The organism is Levilactobacillus zymae (assembly GCF_032190635.1).
Classification (GTDB): domain Bacteria; phylum Bacillota; class Bacilli; order Lactobacillales; family Lactobacillaceae; genus Levilactobacillus; species Levilactobacillus zymae_A.
On record NZ_JAVLAS010000001.1, the window covers coordinates 1,542,006 to 1,564,156 of the forward strand.

At 50.4% G+C, this 22,151-nt stretch carries 27 protein-coding genes and 2 pseudogenes; 23 read left to right on the plus strand and 6 right to left on the minus strand.

What is annotated here, in order from left to right:
- Nucleotides 1-32 precede the first annotated feature (32 nt).
- The 17 genes and pseudogenes from RI501_RS07065 (at nt 33) to RI501_RS07145 (ending at nt 13,095) form a co-directional block, all read left to right on the plus strand.
- Nucleotides 33-956 (plus strand): GDSL-type esterase/lipase family protein, encoded by a 924-nt coding sequence (locus tag RI501_RS07065; protein WP_313821198.1) that lies wholly within the window; start codon nt 33-35, stop codon nt 954-956.
- A gap of 15 nt (nt 957-971) precedes the next feature.
- Complete coding sequence (locus tag RI501_RS07070) at nt 972-1,589, plus strand: YpmS family protein (RefSeq protein ID WP_313821200.1); 618 nt, start codon at nt 972-974, stop codon at nt 1,587-1,589.
- A gap of 14 nt (nt 1,590-1,603) precedes the next feature.
- Nucleotides 1,604-1,825 (plus strand): YozE family protein, encoded by a 222-nt coding sequence (locus RI501_RS07075; protein ID WP_313821202.1) that lies wholly within the window; start codon nt 1,604-1,606, stop codon nt 1,823-1,825.
- 486 nt (nt 1,826-2,311) lie between these two features.
- Nucleotides 2,312-3,364 carry a DUF6287 domain-containing protein gene (locus RI501_RS07080; protein WP_313821204.1) on the plus strand — a complete coding sequence of 351 codons (1,053 nt, stop codon included), beginning with the start codon at nt 2,312-2,314 and terminating at the stop codon, nt 3,362-3,364.
- Between the two features lie 190 nt (nt 3,365-3,554).
- Nucleotides 3,555-4,340 carry a CAP domain-containing protein gene (locus tag RI501_RS07085; protein ID WP_313821206.1) on the plus strand — a complete coding sequence of 262 codons (786 nt, stop codon included), beginning with the start codon at nt 3,555-3,557 and terminating at the stop codon, nt 4,338-4,340.
- Between the two features lie 115 nt (nt 4,341-4,455).
- On the plus strand, nt 4,456-4,926 hold the full coding sequence (locus tag RI501_RS07090) for a hypothetical protein (protein WP_313821208.1): 471 nt from the start codon (nt 4,456-4,458) through the stop codon (nt 4,924-4,926).
- Nucleotides 4,927-4,984: 58 nt separating this feature from the next.
- The gene (locus RI501_RS07095; RefSeq protein WP_313821210.1) at nt 4,985-5,707 is read left to right on the plus strand and encodes a hypothetical protein; all 723 of its coding nucleotides are present in this window, start codon (nt 4,985-4,987) and stop codon (nt 5,705-5,707) included.
- 54 nt (nt 5,708-5,761) lie between these two features.
- Nucleotides 5,762-6,256, plus strand: coding sequence for a hypothetical protein (locus tag RI501_RS07100; protein ID WP_313821212.1), 495 nt, complete (start codon nt 5,762-5,764; stop codon nt 6,254-6,256).
- 54 nt (nt 6,257-6,310) lie between these two features.
- Entirely contained in the window at nt 6,311-6,670 is a 360-nt protein-coding gene (locus tag RI501_RS07105; protein WP_313821214.1) for a hypothetical protein, read from the plus strand.
- A 134-nt stretch (nt 6,671-6,804) separates the two neighbouring features.
- Nucleotides 6,805-7,974, plus strand: coding sequence for an IS256 family transposase (locus tag RI501_RS07110; RefSeq protein WP_313819991.1), 1,170 nt, complete (start codon nt 6,805-6,807; stop codon nt 7,972-7,974).
- Nucleotides 7,975-8,084: 110 nt separating this feature from the next.
- Nucleotides 8,085-8,552 (plus strand): annotated as a pseudogene (locus tag RI501_RS07115) (IS30-like element ISLsa1 family transposase); the annotation flags it as partial.
- A gap of 96 nt (nt 8,553-8,648) precedes the next feature.
- Nucleotides 8,649-9,578: an IS30-like element ISLpl1 family transposase gene (locus RI501_RS07120; RefSeq protein ID WP_313819825.1), complete on the plus strand. Its 930-nt coding sequence runs from the start codon at nt 8,649-8,651 to the stop codon at nt 9,576-9,578.
- 9 nt (nt 9,579-9,587) lie between these two features.
- Nucleotides 9,588-10,052 (plus strand): annotated as a pseudogene (locus RI501_RS07125) (IS30-like element ISLsa1 family transposase); the annotation flags it as partial.
- 142 nt (nt 10,053-10,194) lie between these two features.
- Nucleotides 10,195-10,539, plus strand: coding sequence for a hypothetical protein (locus tag RI501_RS07130; RefSeq protein WP_313821216.1), 345 nt, complete (start codon nt 10,195-10,197; stop codon nt 10,537-10,539).
- A gap of 44 nt (nt 10,540-10,583) precedes the next feature.
- Nucleotides 10,584-11,144 carry a helix-turn-helix domain-containing protein gene (locus RI501_RS07135; RefSeq protein WP_313821217.1) on the plus strand — a complete coding sequence of 187 codons (561 nt, stop codon included), beginning with the start codon at nt 10,584-10,586 and terminating at the stop codon, nt 11,142-11,144.
- The gene (locus RI501_RS07140; protein ID WP_313821219.1) at nt 11,144-11,566 is read left to right on the plus strand and encodes a preprotein translocase subunit SecB; all 423 of its coding nucleotides are present in this window, start codon (nt 11,144-11,146) and stop codon (nt 11,564-11,566) included. The genes RI501_RS07135 and RI501_RS07140 overlap by 1 nt, the downstream gene beginning before the upstream one ends.
- Before the next feature lie 278 nt (nt 11,567-11,844).
- Nucleotides 11,845-13,095: an ATP-binding protein gene (locus RI501_RS07145; protein WP_313821221.1), complete on the plus strand. Its 1,251-nt coding sequence runs from the start codon at nt 11,845-11,847 to the stop codon at nt 13,093-13,095.
- 135 nt (nt 13,096-13,230) lie between these two features.
- Here the strand turns inward: RI501_RS07145 and RI501_RS07150 are convergent, their stop codons facing one another.
- The 5 genes from RI501_RS07150 to RI501_RS07170 form a co-directional block, all read right to left on the minus strand.
- A complete protein-coding gene (locus tag RI501_RS07150; RefSeq protein ID WP_313821223.1) occupies nt 13,231-13,656 on the minus strand; it encodes a cytidine deaminase family protein in 426 nt (141 codons plus the stop codon).
- 62 nt (nt 13,657-13,718) lie between these two features.
- Complete coding sequence (locus tag RI501_RS07155) at nt 13,719-14,129, minus strand: FAD-dependent oxidoreductase (protein WP_313821225.1); 411 nt, start codon at nt 14,127-14,129, stop codon at nt 13,719-13,721.
- 9 nt (nt 14,130-14,138) lie between these two features.
- The gene (locus tag RI501_RS07160) at nt 14,139-14,987 is read right to left on the minus strand and encodes an iron reductase (protein ID WP_313821227.1); all 849 of its coding nucleotides are present in this window, start codon (nt 14,985-14,987) and stop codon (nt 14,139-14,141) included.
- 81 nt (nt 14,988-15,068) lie between these two features.
- Complete coding sequence (locus RI501_RS07165; protein WP_313821229.1) at nt 15,069-15,728, minus strand: FAD:protein FMN transferase; 660 nt, start codon at nt 15,726-15,728, stop codon at nt 15,069-15,071.
- A gap of 3 nt (nt 15,729-15,731) precedes the next feature.
- Nucleotides 15,732-16,208, minus strand: a complete 477-nt coding sequence (locus RI501_RS07170; protein ID WP_313821231.1) for an FMN-binding protein — start codon at nt 16,206-16,208, stop codon at nt 15,732-15,734.
- Between the two features lie 319 nt (nt 16,209-16,527).
- Between RI501_RS07170 and RI501_RS07175 the strand changes: the two genes are divergently transcribed.
- The 6 genes from RI501_RS07175 to RI501_RS07200 all read left to right on the plus strand — a co-directional run bounded on the left by RI501_RS07175 (nt 16,528) and on the right by RI501_RS07200 (nt 21,379).
- A complete protein-coding gene (locus RI501_RS07175) occupies nt 16,528-17,334 on the plus strand; it encodes an aldo/keto reductase (RefSeq protein ID WP_313821233.1) in 807 nt (268 codons plus the stop codon).
- A 213-nt stretch (nt 17,335-17,547) separates the two neighbouring features.
- Entirely contained in the window at nt 17,548-17,970 is a 423-nt protein-coding gene (locus RI501_RS07180) for a hypothetical protein (RefSeq protein ID WP_313821235.1), read from the plus strand.
- Nucleotides 17,971-18,327: 357 nt separating this feature from the next.
- Nucleotides 18,328-19,527: an aminotransferase class I/II-fold pyridoxal phosphate-dependent enzyme gene (locus RI501_RS07185; RefSeq protein WP_313821237.1), complete on the plus strand. Its 1,200-nt coding sequence runs from the start codon at nt 18,328-18,330 to the stop codon at nt 19,525-19,527.
- A gap of 2 nt (nt 19,528-19,529) precedes the next feature.
- Nucleotides 19,530-20,522 (plus strand): D-2-hydroxyacid dehydrogenase, encoded by a 993-nt coding sequence (locus tag RI501_RS07190; protein WP_313821239.1) that lies wholly within the window; start codon nt 19,530-19,532, stop codon nt 20,520-20,522.
- A gap of 213 nt (nt 20,523-20,735) precedes the next feature.
- A complete protein-coding gene (locus RI501_RS07195; protein ID WP_313821241.1) occupies nt 20,736-20,987 on the plus strand; it encodes an AbrB/MazE/SpoVT family DNA-binding domain-containing protein in 252 nt (83 codons plus the stop codon).
- Nucleotides 20,987-21,379 carry a type II toxin-antitoxin system death-on-curing family toxin gene (locus tag RI501_RS07200; RefSeq protein ID WP_313821243.1) on the plus strand — a complete coding sequence of 131 codons (393 nt, stop codon included), beginning with the start codon at nt 20,987-20,989 and terminating at the stop codon, nt 21,377-21,379. The genes RI501_RS07195 and RI501_RS07200 overlap by 1 nt, the downstream gene beginning before the upstream one ends.
- 108 nt (nt 21,380-21,487) lie before the next feature.
- Here RI501_RS07200 and RI501_RS07205 read toward each other — a convergent pair whose 3' ends face one another.
- On the minus strand, nt 21,488-22,078 hold the full coding sequence (locus RI501_RS07205; protein WP_313821245.1) for a Crp/Fnr family transcriptional regulator: 591 nt from the start codon (nt 22,076-22,078) through the stop codon (nt 21,488-21,490).
- Nucleotides 22,079-22,151: the final 73 nt, after the last annotated feature.

A 22,151-nucleotide genomic window follows, 5' to 3' on the forward strand; every position in this document is an offset into this window, starting at 1 on the left:
ACCGCTTTTTCTTTATGGAGGGGGTTAAACCTGTGAAGAAAACCAAACATTTGGGCCGGTGGCTAGGTGTGGGGCTCTTCGTCGTGTTGGTGGTCATCGTGGCCTTCACCTACTGGCATCCCGGCACGCGGACCGTCCAAACTACTAAGCCCACGACCAATCGACGGTCGACGGTGCGGTTAGTGGCTTTAGGCGATTCGTTAACCGAAGGCGTCGGTGACCAACAGAAAAAGGGCGGCTATACCGAACGAATTGCTACCAAGATTCGGCAAACCGACCACGTAAAGGTGATCATGCATAATTACGGGCTAGCCGGTGACCGCAGTGATCAGATCGAAAAGCGGTTGGTCAACAGTGACAAGATGCAACACCAGGTCACCCAAGCGCAGGCCATTACCCTGACGGTGGGGGGGAACGACTTATTGCAAACGTTGACCCAAAACGTTACGATTAACCAGCAGTCGCAGTTGAACCAGCAACTCACCCAGGCCGAGAAGACCTACGCTAAAAAGTTAACCAGCCTATTGGCCACGGTACGCCGGTATAATCCGCGAGCGCCCATCTATCTATTTACCATCTATAATCCCATCTACGTTTACTTTGCGAACCTGACGCAGATCACGGATGCGGTGGATAACTGGAACGCCAAGACCAAGCAGACGGTGCGCCTGCAACGACGCTTATACGTGGTCGATATCAACCGGGATCTATCGGTAGGGCAATTCAAATCCGTGACTCAGCAGGCGCGCTTGAAGCGTGCGGCCCAAAAATCAAACGACGGGGAACTATCCCTGGCAAGCTTCCAGAAACAAATCCTGGCGAGCGACAGCAGTAAAGAATTAAACGATTATTTATCGCCGGCAGACCATTTTCACCCCAACGCCAAGGGGTACCGGTTGATGACCCAGAAATTATTTGCTAAAATGCAGGCTCACCAACAGTGGTTGCGGAAATAAGGAGGTTGCGCATCTATGACACAAGAACCCAAACGGTCCAATCCCCAACCGACCACCACACGGAACTGGTGGAAAACGGGGGTCATCACGTTAGTCACGTTAATCGTGATTGGCTTTGTCTTCGTCGGGGTTAAAGCGTTAGCCCCGACGAAGGTGGCCGCAACGGCCCAACCGGCCAGCGGGGAGACCACCAACGTGAACATCACGTTAAATAAGAAACAAGTTAACGCCTTAGCCGATTACTACATCAACAAGTCGTTGTCCGGCCAATCGTTAAAGTACCGGTTTCAGGTGACCGATCACGCCATGCTGACGGGCTCAACCGAGGTTTTGGGGGCCAACGTGAACTTCGCGTTGCTCTTTAAGCCCACGGTGCTGGCCAACGGTGACGTTAAACTGACCGCCCAGAAACTATCCATCGGCTCGCTACCCGTACCCGTGAGCTTCGTGATGAATTACATCGCGAAGAACTACCCGCTGCCTAAGTGGGTGGCCATGGATAGTGGTCAGAAAACCATGACGCTGCACCTGACGCGGATTGGGAACGGCAAAAAGTTGTCGTATGCGGCCAAGCAAATTGATTTATCCGGCCCCGGGAAGTTCGTCTTCCAGGCCCGGATTCCCGCCAAGTAGTCAGGAGGCTCACTATGCCCAAAACGTTTTATCAGTTTCTGATGACGCAACGTAACCCAGAAAGCTACGATCCGGTGGCGACATTTGCGAACAATGCCTTTCTGGATAGTGCGTTTCCCAAGCAAGAAACCGAATTTGATAACCTATCCAAGTACCTCGAGGAAAATGCGAGCTACCTGCCGTCGATGACCATCTTCGACGACGCGTGGCGGCTCTACCAGGAATTTCTGGCGTAACTTAAGAATTGACCAAACAGCACGACTAAAAACACGATCATCCCGCCGGGGGTGGTCGTGTTTTTTCGTGGTAGGGCAAGGGCGTACCAGAAACAAGCGGAGAAAGTAAACGCTATATTGACATTTTTATAAATTCTTATTAATATTAATTATACTTAATACTAACATTAGCTGTATTTTGAGCATATACATAGTTTAGCTAACAGATCATCAAAAAACCAGGTTGATGACGGATTCCCGTTAAAGCGCGCCTGGTGGGGTTAATCCGGCCTAATGGTCGATTCTGCTAACGATTAAATCGGGTAAAGGTTTAATCTGTCAGGATCGTCATGACAGTCTCGGCCGGAATCGCCCAACTCCAGCGTAAAACCAATTTAGTTTAAAGGGTCAACGAGCAGACGTTGATCCGGGCAAGTAACGGATCTTCTAGGCAACCGGTCACTTAGTCTCAAAATATAGTGCGGCACTTAAAGGAGTATCTCGCAGATGAACCTTAAACACTTAACAACCATCGCCCTTGTCGGGAGTGCCTTAGGGACCTTAGCGGCGTGTGGGTCCACTAAAAAGGCCGCGCCGACGGCTTCCTCGTCGAGCGCCACGAGTCGGGTCAGTTCAACTCGTCAGTCGAGTAAACCCACCTCAACGACGACCACCAGTTCAGTGGCCAGACAGCATCCGGCCACCCCGTCCAAGCAAGTCATGAACTTCGCCCAGCTTAAACGGGGGGATTATCGGAGCTTAGCCGGGACCTGGGATGAGGTGGTGACCGGCGTCAACCCACACGATGGGACCGGGATTAGCTACCAGAGCGTTTTAGGCACTAAGCTCGACGTCACCGCCAACCGCATCCGCGCCGACGGGGTGCAACTCGCGGGTCAAACCTTAACCGCCGACCAGCAAAATCACCCACTCGTGTTTAAAACGACGCCTGACCACGCCTTAGAAGCCCAGATGTCAGATGCAGCACATGCTGCCATTAATTGGACCGTGACGTTTTATCCCAAGGGCTCTAGCGACGCTTTTTTGAAGGAAATTGGTTGGGCCCATAGTTCCCAAAACCTGATCAGTATCTGGACCAGTAATAATTCCTACACGCAGGTTTACGCGCAACGTCCCGCACACCCGGCAACGACTGCGGCGACACTGCTCAACGTCAAGCAAATCGCGCGTAACGACTTCAGCAGTCTGGTGGGTACCTGGCGTAACCCGCACAATCACCAGACGCTAATTGTGACGAGTAAAGTTCAAGCACGACCAGCCGGAAGTTCGGCGGCGGCCACCCAGGGGGTCGTGGTGGGCGGCCCCCTGCAGAACGGCCATCCCCGGGTCATCGTAACCGGCACGGTCCAAGATGGCGCCATCCAGGGCGGCCTGGGGATTTTTGATCCCAAGGCCGAAGGTGCCACCTTTGCGCCCCTGGGAATTGTGCCCAAGGGGGTTCAGCTGTCGACGGATGATAACTCGGATACGTCGCGTGATCGGTTGATCGAAGGTGGTGGCCAGGGCGGCTACCGCAGTCAGGCGTACTACCGCGAATAAGGGTTACGGTGAAGGGAGATGACCAGAGAAACGCCGGGGGGCCAACGGGAAAGCGGTCTAGCTCCGACCTCTACATACGGCTAAAACGGCCCCGGGGCAGCCAGAGAAGTTCCGGTCGGCCAAAAGCTTAAATTTCAGGGCAGCATGCTTATAAGTGCTAAGTCAGTTTCAGGACTAGGAGGAAGTTAGCATGACAGTTAAAACAGCACTGCGTTCCACAATGGTTTTATTAGGCGTCACCACGATGAGCCTGAGCCTAGCCGTGACGGGGACCACCCCGGCAGCGGCCAAAACCAAGGCGGCTAAGGTCCTCACCACCACGACCTACCAGAAAAAGCATAAGGTCCACGTTCAGGGTGGTTGGATGTACAGCACGCCTCAGCTCACGCACAAGACGCATCACTTGACCAAGTCGCTCTACACCAAGTTCTACGCCACCCAGCAGGTGAAGGTTCGCCAAGCCAACGGCAAGACGGCGACGTTGAACTACCTGATCTCCCAGAACGGGCAACTCAAAGGTTACGTGCAGAGGACCAACGTGCGTAACCAGTGGGGCTACGGCAAGTATAGTGTTGCGGCTTACCGGAAGAACGCCTTGATGGTCTTGAACAAGGAACGGGTAAAGCGGGGGTTAAAACCGTACAAGGCCAGCACCAAGCTCAATAAAGTGGCGCAATATAACAGTAACCGGATGCCCAAGCTGGGTAAACACTTCAAACCAAATTTGAAGCACACACCCCACGCCGGCTGGTTCTATAACGACTACTTTGCGCCTAAGGCTAACCCCATCATTCACTATCAGAACGGGGCACAGTGGGGCCAAGGCAGTATGAATGCTTGGATGGGCTTAACAGATCGCTGGATCGACTACGGGGCAAAACCATACCTCTTTAGTAAGACCCACACCCACATTGGCTTTGGCGGCACCCAACGCGGCCAAAAGATCTACATGTTCGTGGTGGTCAACCACAACTAATCATCATTTAAGGAAGCAGACGTCGGCCATGGCCCAGGAAGTTCACAGCTGACAACCAGACATGGTTAGACGGTGGAAAGTACCAGCAGAAATTATCATGAGGAGGACTTTTAGAATGCAACTTAAACACGTGAGTTTAGCATTGGCAATTGGTTTGGGATTGGGGAGCGCCTGGGTATTAGGCGGTCAAGCAGCAACGGCTTCGGCGAATAAGGGCTATAAGGATTACAACTCGTTCCCGAAGCCCATGCGGGGTACCTGGCAGGAAAAATCACACAAAGAGTATTACAAGGGGAAGTACAACGCTAACTGGACCTATAAGTTCAATAAGAACTCCTACTCAATGATTGTCCGGGTTAAGGGGAAGAAGGTTAAGACCATTCATTTCCCGAAAAAAGACATCAACGAAATAGCTTACATTTATCGGCTTAAGCAATACCACATCCAACCTAAAGTGACTAAGAAAAACTACACCTATGCCGGGATCATTGATCTAAAGCCGGTCATGCACCACGGCAAGAAGACGCTGGCCGTCGCGTCACCTTTAGATGGCTCATATACCTATTATTACAAAGTTAAAAAGTAGACATCGCCTGCGGCTGACAAGCATACCTAGTGGTGGGGTATAAAGGAGAAATCAAGCTATGCATAAACTTAGCACTATATTGGGGCTAGTTGTCGCTACCGGTTTTCTAGGGACCTGGGCTCTGACAACGGACACAACGCCAGCAGTGGCCGCCAAATGGCCCACGGTTAGTCTCTATGACAAGAGCATTTACGATAGTCAGGGAAATTTCAAGGACTGGCACGCGTACGACGATTTTGGTGGCACCTCGTTAAAACTGTTGGCACCCAGTAACTATAATTACAAGGGTTACCGGCGGCAGAGTAAGGCAGCGTTTAGTAGTCGCTATAAGTACAAGGTGGCTAATCCTAAGGGGAACATGTTTCGGGTGAGCGGCCCCGACGACATTAACCGGGAGCCTTACATTGCCAACACGAAACTTAAGGTGACCCACCACTTAAAAAATTATAAACACACCACCTGGACGCGTACCAAGTATACGTTCATTAAGCATCGAGGAAAGTGGCAGGTTTACTACTTCGTTAAATCGAAGAAACACGTCAGTGGCTGGGTCAAATTGACCGATTTACGGTTAATTAGTCCGAAACAAAAACGGATTTCCCGCGCCCGTCTGTTGAAGGATCCTGATAGAAGTTATGAGGTCGATCAGGTTTATCGGCTGTTAACTACGCGAGAACGCAATGAATACGCTGGCAATACCAGCTATATGTGCGACGCGGGTGTCGACGGGGATGTTCCCCGAGATGTGATGTATTCGGACTTTTATTTGTCACGGAAGTAATTTTTAAATCACCATATCGATCGTTCAAATTAAACTGAAAGAAGCTAAAATGTGATGAACAAACGATTAAAACCGATGATCTGGGCCCTGCTCCTATTGGTTACCGCCGTCATCGGAATTGGCGCGACGCATACGGTAACGGTCCAGGCCGCCGTCAAAATGAAGACGGTCAAGACTATTCCCAAGAAGATGCGGGGAACTTGGTACCACTACTACAAGGGTCAGGGCTTCTATAAGGTCGTGATCAAGAAGCACCAATTTAGCGACGGCTTCACCACGCAAAAGCTAGACAAGTTTTCAGGCTTGAATATTACGAAGTTCTCAGAAAAACATAAATACACGAGTTATGCTTTTCGTAAGCGGACGTCTAGTGGATTGAGTGCGGCGGTGTCTTACGTTCCCTATACCAAGAAGATTAACGGCAAGAAGCACCGCGTCCTCGTGGAACCCGTGCAAAGTACGGATGAAAAACCCGCAGTATACACCCATTTTAAGACAAAGCATACTTATGTGATGCCCTTGTCGTTTCAATTGAAGCGGATGGCGTAGGGGATTAATGGACGACGAGAAACAGGTAGTTTTCATTCTTAAGGGGTAATGATCATGCATAACCGCATCAAGAAACTTTTATTGTTAGGATTAACGCTGATTTTGGCTCTTCTAATTGGTGGCTCAACCTCCGCTAGTGCGAAGACCCGTTTTACTAAAACCACGACGCCCAAGTCCCTTAGAGGAACGTGGGATTGTCTTCAACGTTGGGACAAAGAGGATAAGGATCTCACCCCTTTGCTTTGTGAATTAAAAATCACTAAATATGCGGTGGCGTACAAATTTAAGGAATATCCAAACGGTAAGTTTAGGACTGAGCTTACTTGGCGCGGAAATAAAGCGTCTTGGGATAACAAAAAGCATAGTGATTTATTAGTTAAGGCAAATTCTATAATTAATCCGAACAGAAATTAAAAAGCCCAAAGCAATCACTTGGGAGCGTAAAATATCTTGTGTAAACGCTGATTCATTTATGTAATAGAAAAGGGAACGTCTTCCCTGTATGATTAAAGGTACCTACACCACAATCACAAAGGAGACGTTCCCATATGAATGAGCTTAGCACAGAAATCATGTCAGCACTAGCGAAAAAGGAAGATGTTGGTGAAATTATTCGTCAGGCCGTTGAGCAAGCCGTTAATGGCTTGCTTAAAACTGAACTCACAGCCTTCCTAGGCTACCAGGCATACCAACGTCCAGATCAAGCTACTAATTACCGTAACGGTGTTTATGAACGCCAATTGACGACAAAATACGGTGAGATTACCGTTCAGGTCCCACGGGACCGAGCAGGTCAATTTGAGCAACAAACGATTGATCGTTATCAGCGACGGACTGACAGCCTGGAAGATATGGTCATTCATCTGTATCGTCGGGGAATTACGACGAAAGAAATTGCCGAACTGATGGAAAAGATGTACGGCAGCTATTACACCCCAGCCACCATGTCGAACATTACGCAGAATGTGGCCGAACAGGTCGAACGTTTCCATCAGCGAAAGTTAGCTGATAAGTACGCAGTCGTGTACGTCGATGCGACTTACGTGCATCTACGGCGGGATACGGTGGAGAACGAAGCGGTCTACATCATGATTGGCATTCGTCCCAATGGACGTAAGGAAGTTCTCAACTACACTATCGCACCAACCGAATCAAAGACTATCTGGGAGGAACAACTCCAAACAATCAAAGACCAAGGCGTCCAGCAAGTCCTTTTATTTGTGGCCGACGGTGTCATTGGCTTAACCGATGCAGTCACACAATACTTTCCCAAAGCAAAGCTCCAGCGTTGTCTCGTCCATGTAGCTCGTAACTTTACAGCCAAGGTTCGGGTCAGTGACCGTAAGCCGATCAATGATGCCTTTCGTGATGTTCGCCAATCAGCTACGGCAGTAGCTGCAAAACAAGCCTTAACGGTTTTTATCGATAAGTGGGGTAAAAAGTATCCTAGCCTTAAGAAGCTTGCGCAAGAGGAGAATTTATTTACCTATTACGCTTTCCCCAAGGCCGTTCGTCATAGTATTTACTCAACCAACCTAATCGAATCTTTTAACAAGGTCTTCAAATCCAATCTCAGGAAGAAGCAACAATTTCCAAACGAGGATTCTCTAGCAAGGTTTACCGTCACTCAGTGTTTAGATTATAACGACCGCAATACCAATCGGACGCATCGCGGTTTTGCCAGTTGCCGGGACACTTTCGACTCAATGTTTGAGTAAACTAACTTAGAAGACTAGTCATACAAAGACGAGTTTACACAAGATTCTTGACACACCCAATCACTTACAATGGTAGTAGCTAATTCCAACCAATATAGGGAGTGATTACTTTGGGTACATCTACTTTATCACGTTTTCAACGTGGCGCACTAGCACAACTGGTCAATGAGGGGAATAAATCTTACCAAGTAATGGCTGACGCCTTAGGCGTCGCCAAAGCTACGATTAGCTATGAGTTGGACCGGGTTAAACCTTATGATCCAGAATTAGCTCAGCAAGATGCAGATCGCAAAAGGCGGAATTGCGGTCGTCGTTCGATGCTGACGGCAGCATTAGCGACTTTAATTACCAATCACTTACGATTAACCTGGTCACCAGAAACCATTGCGGCCGCTTATAACTTGAGCACTGCGTCAATTTATAATTGGCTTAATCGTGGCTGGCTCCCCTTCAAATTGACTGATCTACCCAATCGGAATGTCCGCCAGCACCGAGTGAGCGAAAATCGTGGGAAATTTACAAGTGGGACTTCCATCGAACAACGGCCAACAACTGTTAATCAACGGTTAGCTTTTGGTAGATTGTAAAATTAATCCGAACGCTGTTCGGACAAAAAAGATCAGCTTCCTTTAAAATGGTGTTTACCACAAACCCATCTTTTAGGAGCTGATCTTTTGTCTAGTATAACCTATTCCGAACGAATTAAAATCGAAACCTTTTGTGAACTAGGGCTGTCCAATATCCAAATGGGCGTTCGGCTGAACCGATCACCGTCAACAATTTCTTATGAATTATCTCGATGTCAACCTTATCAGGCTGAATTAGCACAAACAGATGCCGAATACAAGCGATCACGATGTGGTCGGAAAACTAAGCTGAGCGATGAGTTAAAGCAAAAAATTCTCAACCATTTACGTCTAAGCTGGTCACCAGGAATGATTGCTCACGAATTTAAACTAGCTACTAAATCTATTTATAATTGGCTAAATCAGGGGAGAATTGATTTCTCCTTGAATGATCTACCTGAACATGGCGTACGCCAACGGCGTAACGTTGACCAACGATCCAAATATAATCAATCTTTGGGGCGATCAATTGAACAGCGTCCCATGATGATTAATCAACGTAATCGCATCGGCGATTTTGAACTAGATACAGTCGTTGGTCCTCGTGGGCATAGTAAGGCAGTTTTATTAACTTTAATCGATCGAAAATCACGGTTCCTTTGGGCATACCGGTTAAAAGATCGAACGACAGCGAGTGTTAATGAAGCACTGACTAAGTTCCTAACAACTTTTAATGGACCGGTGCACAGTTTTACTGTGGACCGTGGTACTGAGTTTAGTGGGCTAGTATCATTTGAATCACAATATGGTATTAAGACCTATTACTGTCATGCTTATACGCCAGCTGAACGTGGTAGTAATGAACGCTTTAATCGGAATTTACGTTATTTTTATCCTAAGGGGACTCGTTTTGAGCACATTAGTGCTCAAGATTTAACGACGACGTTACTCCAAATTAACCAGCGACCGCTTAAAATACTCGACTGGCAAACACCGTATCAGGTTATGCTGACCAATTTGTCCAAAAATTCGGATTAAATTTGCAATCTACCTTTTGGTCATTGGGAAGTAGATACGGTGCTTTCTAGTCGAAGTGAGTCACGATCATGTCTGGTTACATTCGTAGAACGTAAGACCCGACTTCTATGGGCCATCAAAGCCCCTAATAGAACGGCTAAGGCTCTAAACACCGCCTTTGGCAAGTTTATGGGGGCCTTCGGTCCCCAAGTAAAATCCATTACTGTTGATCATGGTAAAGAGTTTGCCAATTATCAGGCCTTAGAACAGGATTATCAGATCAAAGTTTATTTTTGCCATCCATATTCACCATGGGAGCGAGGTTCCAATGAATATTTTAATAGACGGTTACGCTGGTTCTTCCCGAAAAAGACCAATTTTAGCCAAGTAACGACTGATGAGATCCTAGCAGCACTTGAACTAATTAATCAACGACCATTAAAAATACATCATCAACAGACTGCCATTGAAAGATTCCGGGCTTGTTCGGATTAAACTTGTAATTTGCCGCAACATAAAATATTGTCTTGAATAATCCGGATGATCTCTTTGTCAGTAGTTAATCGTCATGTTTCCCAGAGGTAACATGACGTGCTAAACTAAATCTAGGAGAAATTCCGATTGTGGGTTATTTGAAATGGTTCGAGAAACTGAACTTAAGCAGCTAATTGACCAGATTAAACATGACAAAAGCAAGTGGCGAATTAGTCGTCGTGGTAAAAATTTGATGGCGATGGCTACTTTAGGAATTGATGCAGATGAAATTCTAAATGAAATCTACGCGGGGATTGCCTGGCAAGATTACGTTAGTGGACCGGAAAAGGATAACCATCACCCACCAATTCCCGGTGATATTTGGATTTTTGGGATGGTCCTAGACGCGACTGAGTGTTATTTGAAATTTCAACTTAAGGCACACCACATCGTTTTTTGGATTTCAGCCCATCCGGCAGCCTATCCGCTACACTATCCCTTTAGATGATGTCGGTGACAATACCTTAACTTTTAACGGGGAGAAATTTAACGATGAAGAAAACTTTTTTTAATCCGGAGACCGAAACGACGGGCGATTACACTGAAGTTTGGCAGTATGAAGTTGTCCCGATTAAAGACGTTAAGGATCTCCTGGTGCGCACTCATTATTGGCAAGATGCAGATGGCGAACTGTGGTTAGACTTTAACGATCCTAACGAAAATTTCAGAAGTATTTTTACGGCTTATCGAGCGCGAAAAGGGTACCTACAACCCCAGCAGATTAAGACTCTCCGCCATCAATTAGGCTTATCCGTGCGCGAATTTGCACGTCGGTTAGGCCTCAGCTATGCCAAACTTTCTCAGATTGAAAACAATAAGCGTATCCAGACGCTTTCTCAAGAAATTTCCTTTAGAAAGGCCCAGCAGGATTATCAGCAACAAGGCTTCTTGACCGCCTACCCGGCGCCCCAAGACCCGGGGACCCTGTTGACCCAGGCGCTATCAGCACGATCGATTGAAAATTTAAAGCCTAGACGCCAAACTTATATGACGCATGAGTTGGGTCGGACGAATTACTTTGAAATTGGTAAACTTTCGGGAGGGATGGCCTAATGCCGGCTTTAGAATTTACAGGCTATACGGTGGAAGAACAACGTTATCAGCGAAACAAAAAGTTTAAGACCACGGGGCGACCGCTTGACCTAAAACCGCGGTTGACCGTGACCACCACCCTTGAAGGTGACACAATCAACGTGCTGCTTGGGGTCCACGTTGGGACTTTAGCGCACGATCCGTTTGCGGTCGTCGTTCAGCTTCAGGGTGAATTCTTGTACCACGCCAGCCAAGATCGTGCTGGGCTAGGCGTGGACACACTGATCAGAAATAATGCTGTCGCAATTTTATACCCGTATGTGCGGGCGTTGGTTTCAAATTTGACTAATGCGTCTAACGATTATCCAGCGCTGATCTTACCGACCATTGATGTGACCCAGGTCTTAAAGGAACAGGCGCAGTCTGCGAAGACGGCCGATTAGGCAAAAAAATTAAACCAGGTATCCAGTCGTCCGTTTCAAAGGGACTGTCGGGTACTTGGTTTGTGTTAGGCGTTGATTAGTCAGTTGTGGTCCGCGCCTGGCCCCTAACAGTTGGGCGAAAACCCAGCGAGAAAAACTGAAACCGGCAAAAAGAGAAACGGTTAGGGTTAGCGTGATGGGGATGACATCATATTATCTTTCTGGATCAGCGATGAAGGCTCGCCGCTATACTCGCCAAAATCATGGTATAATGGGCTTAAATTTAAGGAGGGACATGGATGACATGGGATAGTTCCAAAACTGAATACGAGTTAACTAAGTGGTTTACCCCTAGTAAACCGGCCACTAATAACTATGTAGATCGTGGTCCTCTCGATCGGACAATTTTTCGAGAATTTGCTCAGCAAGGTCGTCAGGTATTAGTTTATGGGCCAACGGGTGCTGGCAAAACTAGTATGGTGCTAGATAATCTGGAAAAATTAAAGACGCGTTACCAGACGAAAAGTATTCGCGTCACGATGACTAATACCACGACTGTAGAAAGCTTTATCGCTGAGGTTGCCTACAAACTACAATTAACACGGATGGTCCAATCCGTGGAGACAAAAGAAACGAGTGTCAACACAAGTGCCGCGTTAAAGATTATTAATTGGGTATCTGCTAATTTAGGTGGACAAAAGAAACAAATTCAGCAGGATATCCGGGAGCAATATACAGGACCCGACGACTTTACAATCTTGGAGGAAGCGTTATTTAAACGAAACACGATTCTCGTGGTTGATGATATGGAGAATTTAACGGGGACGGCCGACGAGTTAAGAATTCGGTTGGCAGAAATCGCCAAAAATATGTCTGATGATGCCGTAAACTATGAACAGTCCTACGCCAAAATTGTTTTTGTGGGGATTGCGACCACGGCTGAACAGTTATGGCACGACGTTGAGTCGTTAAAAAGTCGGCTGGCCACGATTTCAGTACCTTATTTAAACGCCCATGAAAGCCAAAAGATTATTCAAACGGGATGGCAACAGGCCCAGTTGAGTGGCTCGATTAAGCAGGTTGAGAAAACGGCATATATTGCGAGTGGTATTGGTAAGGTCGTTCACGAGCTTGGCCAGAAAACGGGGTATGCTGCAGTGGATGATGGGAGCCAGGTTATTCGGGACCGGTACACTGAGGATGCTATTCACGAGGTGTTTGAGGTCAATGAACTTGATTATGAAGAACAATTAAATAAAGCCAAGAATAAAACGAGCACTAAAACTACGGTTAGAAATTACGTTCTGTATGCCATGGCGAATGATGATCGGACCAAAATGACGATTCAGGACATTTTAAGAGCGGTAAATGAACTCCGGGATGCCGATGACAAAAAGGCCAATACGATTAGTCCGGCCTTAACACAATTAAAAAGTGCTAAATTTGACATTCTGAGTAATGATCGTAATTCTTGGCAGTTTAAGGACCCCATGTTTAAAGCCTATGTTCGGGAACATAAGGATGAATTATTACTAAAGAAAAATGATTAGGAGAACGGAACCTCACCCGAAGTCTCTAAAAACAGGAAAGAAATTCTCGATTTTAAAATTAAACCAGGCACTCAGTTCTCCTCTTTAAGAGAAGAATTGAGTGCCTGGTTGTCGTTTCATCAGTTAGTTTGATGCTTAATCTGGCGTCCGCGCCTTCGCCGGGCCCCACCACTTCGGCATTAGCTCGTCTAGCGTGATAGTTTGGCGGGTCGCATAGTCCACCATGATCTGCGTATCCCGGTTAGCCGGGTTGAATTCGAGCAACACCTCGCGGCAAACGCCACAGGGCATCCCGCCGACGCCGGCCGGGGCCGTGTCCCGAAACGAGATGATGCGCTGGACCTGCGTTTCGCCGCTATGGGTGAACATGTCCAGTAAGGCCACCCGTTCGGCGCACAAGTTGAGCGCCCCGCAGGCACTCTCGACGCAAAAGCCGGTGTAAATCTGCCCGGATTGACTTTGTAAGGCACACACCACGTTATGCGCGTAGATGAATTGGTTGACGTCCTCGGGGTGGTAGAGCGGTTTAGCTGCTTGGTACAGTTGTTCCCAGATATCCATGAGCGGCACTTCCTTTAAGGTTTACGCTTAAATTACCATAGCGTCGTTGGTCCTGACAAGGCTCACCACGTGAATTCCTCGTAATACACCTTGTTGGCCGCCACGTGTTGCTGGAACAACGCTTGCGTCCAGGCGTGCCCCAAGGGTCGGGGGCCCGATAGCAGGTAGGTGGTATTCGGCGCGACGACTTGGGCCACCGTGGTCGCCACGGGGAACCGACCGACCTGTAAATGGACCGTCAGTTGCGGTCGCTGTTGGGCTAATCGGCGCAGTTCATCGGCGTAGATCAGTGCGGCCGCCGTGTGGGCCGTGTAGTACAACGTGATGGGTTTCGTGGGGAAGGCCGCGATGATGGCCAGCATCGGCACCACGCCGGAACCGCCGGCGACTAGGACCAACCGGTCGTGGGCGTTTTCTTGAATCGTCGGGGCAAACCGACCGTACCCGCCTTCCAACCGGGCGGTGGCGCCCACGGCGAGCGTTTAAATCTGGCGGGTGAAGTCCCCGTCGCCGCGAATGGCGAGCACGATTTGCCCGTCCTCAGAGACGGCATTGACCACCGAAAACGGGTGGCGTTCCTTTAACCCGTCGTGGTGCGGAAAGTTCACGAATAGGTGCACCGTGAGTTGGTGGGGATGGCGGACCTGTAGCGTAAATTCGTAAAAATTGGGCGCCAATTTTCGTTTAGCCGTCAGCTTGGCGGCCGGTAAGCGCCAGACGTGGGTAATCTTCTGGTAGAGGTACGCGCCCGCCACGACAATCGTGTAACCGTTAAACAACCAGATGTAGCTGGTGATGCTGGTCACGTACCCAATCAGCTGTACGTGAACGAACACCAACGCTAAAGCGACCAGGTTTAGCCGGTGCAGCCAGATAGATAGTTCATGATGAAAGAGCCGCTCGAGTTGCCGTTTTAGCCGGGTCAACAATCGCGACCGACTGGTCAACCAACCGGCCAGAAAAATCAACGAATAAGCCATCAGAGCGACGAACAGGTCAAAGGCCCAATCGCCGGTGCGTTTGATCCACCCGAACGAGGAGGTCTGGGTTTTGTGGAAGTAGGCTAGCACTAAGGCCAACAGGCTAAGCAGGCCGTGAATAAAGTAGAGGCTGGGCAGGCCGATCAAACGGTCCAGCCACCGGGGACGCGTCGCCAGATACACGGCGGCCAACCACCAGACGTAGGCGATGGATCCCAACTGAATGGCGAAGGCCTCACCGGCGTAAATCGAAGGTAACCCCAACGCGAGTGCCTGAATCAAGGGTAAGGGCAGGAGAAAAAGAATCACGGCCCAGATCAAGCCCCGCAGATAAGATAACTTAGGCGTCATGGCTGACGCCCCCCCTCGATGCGAACCATTTGGGCGTGCGGGCCGGTGGTCACCAAAAGCCCCGATAGCTGGTGCTGGCGGCTAAAGGCTAAAAAGCGCGACCGGCCCATCGCACGGCGTCAGGGTGGGGCAGACCACGGTGGCTTGTTGGAGCGAGGCCGGTGCCTGCCGGACGATATGGTCACCGTGCTGGCGGGTGCCCGACGTGGCCACGGCCGCGTTCTGCAGGCGATAGGCGTAGGTGGGCCTGGTCGGGTCCAGCGGGTTTTCGATGCCGACCCGCCAGTAAAAGGGACTCCCGGGCGCCACGCCGGTCTGAACGTCGCCCGCGCCGTTGATGGCCGCGGCCACCAGGTCGCCACGAGTCAGCGCCGGCTGGAGATACTGCTCAAAGACCCGTTGAATGGCCCAGCCTTTGACCAGACCGGTCGGATCGTAATGGCCCGCAAAAAACGGGTTGAACGCCCCCGCCGTTTGATCTTGCGCTCGCACGGCCCACCCGTAGACGGTTTGAAAGTCACGCGTCAGTTGGGGTGCCGTCAGCTCTTGGCGAGCGAACCGGCGGACCAACGAATCGGAACGAAAGGGAGAAAACTCGTGATCCAGCCGGTCGAGTTCCTGCTGAATCAATTGGCGGTAAGTGGCCACGCGTTGGGTGGAAAGGCCCATCGCCGGGGTGGCTTTTAGTTTAACGGTAAACGGCATGGCCATGGCTTCTAAGGTAAACGTGTGTGTTATCATGAGCTACACCTCCGCTTGGTCTAAGGCGTTTTGCAGGGACCCGGTAAAGCCCTTATAGGTCTCGCTAGCGCCCGAGACCAGTTGAATCTTGGCGCTTTGTTTCTTCAACGCTTCGGCCTTATAGGTCGGCAAAACCTGACTGTTGATCTGCTTGTCGTGTTGGTTGTCGTTGGGGTATTCCAAGACGTTAATAGTCGTGATTTTACCGTTCTTGATGACGGCTTGGACCTGGACGTCGCCCCATTGGGTGGACGTAGCCTTGCCCGTGTAGGTGCCGTTCTTGTAGGTCCCGCTGGTGGCGGTCCTAGTGTTGGCGCTAGACGCTTGCGACGAGCTGGTTGCTGAACTGGACGAGGCACTGGATTGGACCTGATTACCCGTGGCGGCGGTGACGTGGTCCTTCACGAAAAGCCAATAACCGTCGAGGGCCACGGCTCCGGCAACGGCAACTGAGAGAATTCCTGGAATTATTTTTTTCATCAGCAAAACACTCCCTTGATCTTTTGACTCGTAGTCTAATCAGTGTTTGTGACCAAAGTGTGGTCGAAAGGTTAAGAAAGAGGTGAGTTCTCATCCTTGGGGGACTTGGGAGTGGCCAAGAGACTTACGGCGCGCTAGCGTTGCGCGCTTTTTCCAGGAGGCGTTTCGTGACCGGGAACTTTAAGGTTCGGTTAGGCTTAAGCGCGGTTCCCGCCATGAAATTTCCACCGATAGAAGCGAAATCCATGAAACTGCTTTCGCGGTGGTGTATCATGGTCGTATGTATCAGGACTTAAATATTGAAGAGCGAGGTAATTTCATGGAAACGACACAGTTAAGCAACGGCGTCACCATCCCCATGTTAGGATTCGGGACCTACTTAATCGACAGTAAGGACGTCCCCGCGGCCATCAAGACCGCCTTGGATGCCGGTTACCGGCATTTAGACTGTGCGCACATTTACGGCAACGAACCCGCCGTGGGTGCGGCCATCAAGGCGTCCGGCGTGGACCGGTCCGACCTGTTCATCACGTCGAAGGTCTGGAATGCCGACCAAGGTTACGACAAGACCTTAGCCGCCTTTGACAAGACGCTAAGCGACCTGGAATTAGACTACCTGGACCTGTACCTGATCCACTGGCCAAACGAAAAAGACTTCGACTTGACTTTAGACACTTGGCGCGCCCTCGAAACCCTTTACCAACAAAAGAAGGTGCGGGCTATCGGGGTCTCTAACTTCTCGCAAGACCAACTGGAAAAGGTCTTCGCCATGGCCAAGGTCAAGCCGATGGTCAACCAAATCGAACGGCACCCGTACAAGGTCCAAGCCGCACTGGGCAAGTTCGACACGGACAACGGCATCGTCAACGAAGGGTATTCCCCAATTGGTCACGGTCACTTGATCCTAGAGGACCCCGTGATTACCAAGTTAGCGGCTAAGTACGGCAAGACGCCGGCCCAAATCGTTTTGCGGTGGCAAGTCGACACTGGTTTCGTGGTCTTCCCGAAGTCTTCGAAGCCGGCGCGGGTCAAGGAAAACTTTGAAATCTCTGGGTTTAACCTGACCGCCGATGAAATCAAGGAAATCAACGGCTTAGACCAAGATAAGCATTTAAACTACGACTAAACCGTTTAAACGTTAGTCAACGAGCACCGTTCGACCTGATATGGTTATCAGGTTGGGCGGTGCTCGTTTTTGGGTGACATGATTTGGGCTCAGTTTGACTACGGTTTAGAATTTTAGTCATCATTTTCTTCTCTGCCAATCCAGCCCTTTACAGCGCCCCCTAAAACCTGCTATAAAAGAACTAACACTTTACCAAAAGAGAGGACCTTACCCATGCAACGAAAATATCGTGATTACTTTGCCTACCTGAAGACCATCAACCCGGACCCCAACGCGTCGTTTATCGCGGTCAGCCCGGCCAACGTGCAAAAGACCGACCCCGAGAAGTTTGCGACGCTGACCGCCCGAGCCGGTCGGCGGTGGGGCGTCATCCTGTTTCACGCCCTGTACGGTAACAAGACCACCAAGAAGACCCACGTTCCGTACGCGGTGGTCCACGACGACACCTTCGCGCACGACTGGGACGGCATCGACCGGGGCGAATTTGACGCCGACGTGGCCATTTTAGTTCAGTGCCAAATGCTGCAGGTCAAGGAAGTTCAAGGCTTAACGCGGCTCATTATGCGTTATCCCGAACCACTGGCGAGTCTGGCCGACCTGCGAATCAAGGGCATCGACCAGATCAATCCCGGTTAACCTTAACCGGCCTTGACAGGGGCCAACCAGAACATTATAGTTAGATTAAGAATTAATGAGGAGCTCATCATATGACATTATTGGGAATCACGTTAAACGGTAACTCGCGTTTCGCCTTTTGGTATTTTCGCTAGTGTTTGTGCCCGCTACTGAGGTGCAAACACGATTCTGTGCTTTGCATCGATGCGGCGTGCCAAAAGTTTTTTGTGAGGTCCCAACGCCCATGGATGTATTTCAATCCAGGGGTGCCATTATCGGATTTTTAAGCAACACACCCTTGGTTTAACCAGCTAAGGGTGTGTTTTTTATTGATCATATTGCTGCCACCATTGATCCACAATCTGAGGAGGAATGCTTATGTCCATTAGTCCCGAAAGCTTAACCCACCACATGAATCGTGCCATCGCCGGAATTCAACCGTCCGACATCTTGGCCTTCAACGCCGAAATTGCCAACATCCCCGGTATCGTCCGCTTGACGCTGGGCGAACCCGATTTCAATACGCCCGAACACGTCAAACAGGCCGCCATTCGCAGTATCGAAAACAACGAGAGCCACTACGCACCGTCTAACGGGACGCCGGCGTTGCGGCAGGCCGCGGCGAACTTCTTAGCCACCAAATACGACCTACACTACGACCCGGCCACCGAAGTCATCGTCACGGCCGGGGCCACTGAGGGAATTTACACGGCGTTAACGTCGATCTTAAATCCTGGCGACGAGGTCCTGATCCCCACGCCGATTTTCCCACTCTACATCGCCGTGGCGCAGGTCAACGGGGCCGTGCCAGTCTTCATGGACACGTCGGCGGACGGGTTCGTCTTAACGCCCGAAAAGCTAAAGGCCACCTTGGCCGCCCATCCCAAGACCAAGGCCGTCGTGCTCAACTTTCCGTCGAATCCGACCGGCGTAACTTACCGGGCCACCGACTTGCAGGCGTTAGCCGCTGTCTTGGCCGATCAGCCGGTCTTCGTCTTATCCGACGAAAGCTACAGCGAACTGACCTACGGGGCGACCCACGTGTCGATCGCACAATACCTACCGGACCAAACTATTCTGCTCAACGGGGTCTCCAAATCCCACGCGATGACCGGTTGGCGGATTGGTCTGATGTGTGCGCCAAAGGCCATCACAGCCCAACTGGGCAAGATTCACCAATTCACGATCACGTCGACCACCACGAACGCCCAGGCTGCGGCGACCGAAGCGCTGGCTAACGGTCTCGATGACGGACAAAAAATGAAACAGGAATACCAGGCGCGCCGCGATTACCTGGTGGCCGCGCTGGACCAGATTGGGTTCAAGTCGGCGAAGCCGGAAGGGGCGTTCTACCTCTTCAGTAAGATTCCGGCTGGCCTGCCGCAAGACAGTATGGCCTTCTGTCGCGAACTGGCCCACGAGGCCCGCGTGGCGTTGATTCCCGGGAGTTCGTTTGGCCCCGGTGGGGAAGGCTACGTGCGGATCAGTTACGCCGCTTCCATGGCCGACTTGAAAACGGCCGTCGAGCGGATGACGGCTTACGTGGCGGCGAAGGGCTTAACCAAGGAGGAATCGTAACGATGAAAATTTTAATGTACAGCGTACGGCCCGACGAACAGGCCGCCATTCACGACTGGGCGGACCGGCATCAGGTCCAGGTCGATACCAACGACTTGGAGTTTCACCCGGATACGGCGCATCTGGTCCAAGGGTATGACGGTCTAATCATCCAACAACGTAGCGCCATCGGGGATGACCCCAGCGTCTACCAGCAGTTGGCCGACTGGGGCCTTCAGCAACTGACCAGCCGGACCGCCGGGGTGGACACCATCGACGTGGCGGCGGCCAAGGCGGCCGGGCTAACGGTGACCAACGTGCCGGCCTATTCTCCGAATTCGGTGGCCGAAATGGCGGTCGCCCAGACCATGCGGCTGATTCGCAACCTGGAACTGTTCGACCGGCGCATCGGCCAGCAGAACTTCCAGTGGGCCGGGCTGCAGGCCCGCGAGATTCGCTCGTTAACCGTCGGCATCATCGGGGCCGGCCGCATCGGGGGCGTGGCCGCCCGGTTGTTTCACGGGTTAGGCGCCAAGGTGATTGCCTTTGACCCGGTCCACCACACCGAATTAACGGACGTGTTAACCTACGTGGATACGAAAGAAGACCTGTTGCGCCAAGCCGACGTGGTGGACCTCCACGTGGACCTGAACCCCACGTCGCAGGGGTTACTGGACGCGGCGGCGTTCAAGCAGATGAAAAATGACGCCTTCGTGGTCAACGCCTCACGGGGACCGGTCATCGTGACGGCCGATTTGGTCGCCGCCTTAAAGGCCGGGGAACTGGCCGGGGCGGCGCTCGACACGGTCGAAGGCGAAGCGGCGTTATTTAACCAGGACCACTCCGACGACATATTACAAGACCCGTTGATCGCCCAGTTGATGCAGATGCCTAACGTGATGATCACCCCGCACGTGGGTTTTTACACCAACCTGGCCGTCAAGAACATGGTCGACATCAGTCTCGATGACGTGTTGACTATCGTGCAGGGCGGGACCAGCGACCACACGATTTAAATCAAACATCATGAGCCCCACCCCTAAACGCTGACTTGGGGTGGGGCTTTGCACGTTAATCGATCTATAAGAATTATTTTTAAGTTATAACGATATATATGCTTTGTGTCAAGGGAATGCTAAACAGTTGACATTCAATGTTATAACATTAAAATGTAGATTAAATTGATGCTTCAGTTAAACAGGCATGCCTGGTGAAAGGAGTTAATAACTATGGATAATGTCAAAGATGATCTCAAGCGAAACGTCATTCAGGTTGGCAATTCTATTGGGATGACGATTCCCAAGAAAATTGCTGACGAAATGGCACTTTCCACTGATTCAAAAGTCCAAATCGTGCCCACTGACCAGGGCTTCTTGGTAACCAAACTGGAGAATGCGGATCCTGATTTTGTGGAAGCCATGAACTACTCATTTGATAAGTATCACGAAACCTTGGAAATGCTTCGTAAGGGCGACGAATAATGCGTTATTTATCAGCGAATGAACTCGTTCAACTCAACCAAAAGGTCCTTTCGGCGTCAAATCAAGTCTCACAAATTCGAAATGCTAAGGGATTAGGCTCAATCGAGGCCTTACCGCGTCAATCATTTTTTGGCACCGAAGCCTATCCCAAGCTCTCTCAAAAACTAGGAATCGTTTTCATCAAAATCATCAATCTACATCCCTTTGCTGATGGGAATAAACGGACCGCAGTCCTGGCTTTATCGGTTATGGCGCGGTTAAATAACTATGATTTAACTTTTTCGATTGTTGACTTAAATGATTTTGCTTTAATGGTTGCCCAATTGGAGGATGGCCAATTAGATTATGACCAAGTTTTTCAAACGATTGCGACGCACTTAAAACAAAGATGATTTGATTTATAAGATCTACGCAAAAGCGGGGCCTTAATTTCACTCATCACTGTAAGCTAAACACGCTACCCCAACGTTATCGAAACCGTCAGGGTAGCGTGTTTAAATTTATTCTGGTGGCGTTTCCCGACCCAACCGGGAGCGAATCCGGCTCAACGACACGGGCGTCATCCCCAGGTAGGTCGCAATCTCGTGGAGCAGCACCCGATCGAGCACCTCGGAATTGTCGGCGACCAAGGCCTGATAGCGCCCGGTCGGGGTCCTTTGCAGCTGGGTGTAGACCCGTTGACGGTAGGCCATGAACCGCTCGCACAACCACCGATTGAGGCTGGTTTCGAATTCCGGGTAGGCTTGCCGAAGAGTATCGAAGTCCGTCTTAGATAAGACCAATAGCGTCGTGGGTTCCAGGCTGGTGATCGCCGATTCGCTGGGGCGCTGCAGGTAGAAGCTTTCAAACGACGCGACGGGTTGGTTCTCGAAGAAAAACTGAAACGTGATGTCCCGGCCGCTGGCGGTGGTCCGCCACATGCGCAAGCTACCCTGAACGATCAAATAGAGGTTGGTGGCCACGTCGCCGGCCGCTAGTAACGTGGTCTGGGCGGGGATTGAATCCGTTTTAAATTTAGATTGAACGCTGGTCCAGTGCGCCGCTAACTCGGGAAACTGGGCCCGTAAATAGGCGGGTAATTCAATTGCCATGGTTTTCACTCCATCCCTTAACATTTGTTAATGCGTGACCGGGGGCCCGCGGGTAAACTAAAGCCATCAAATT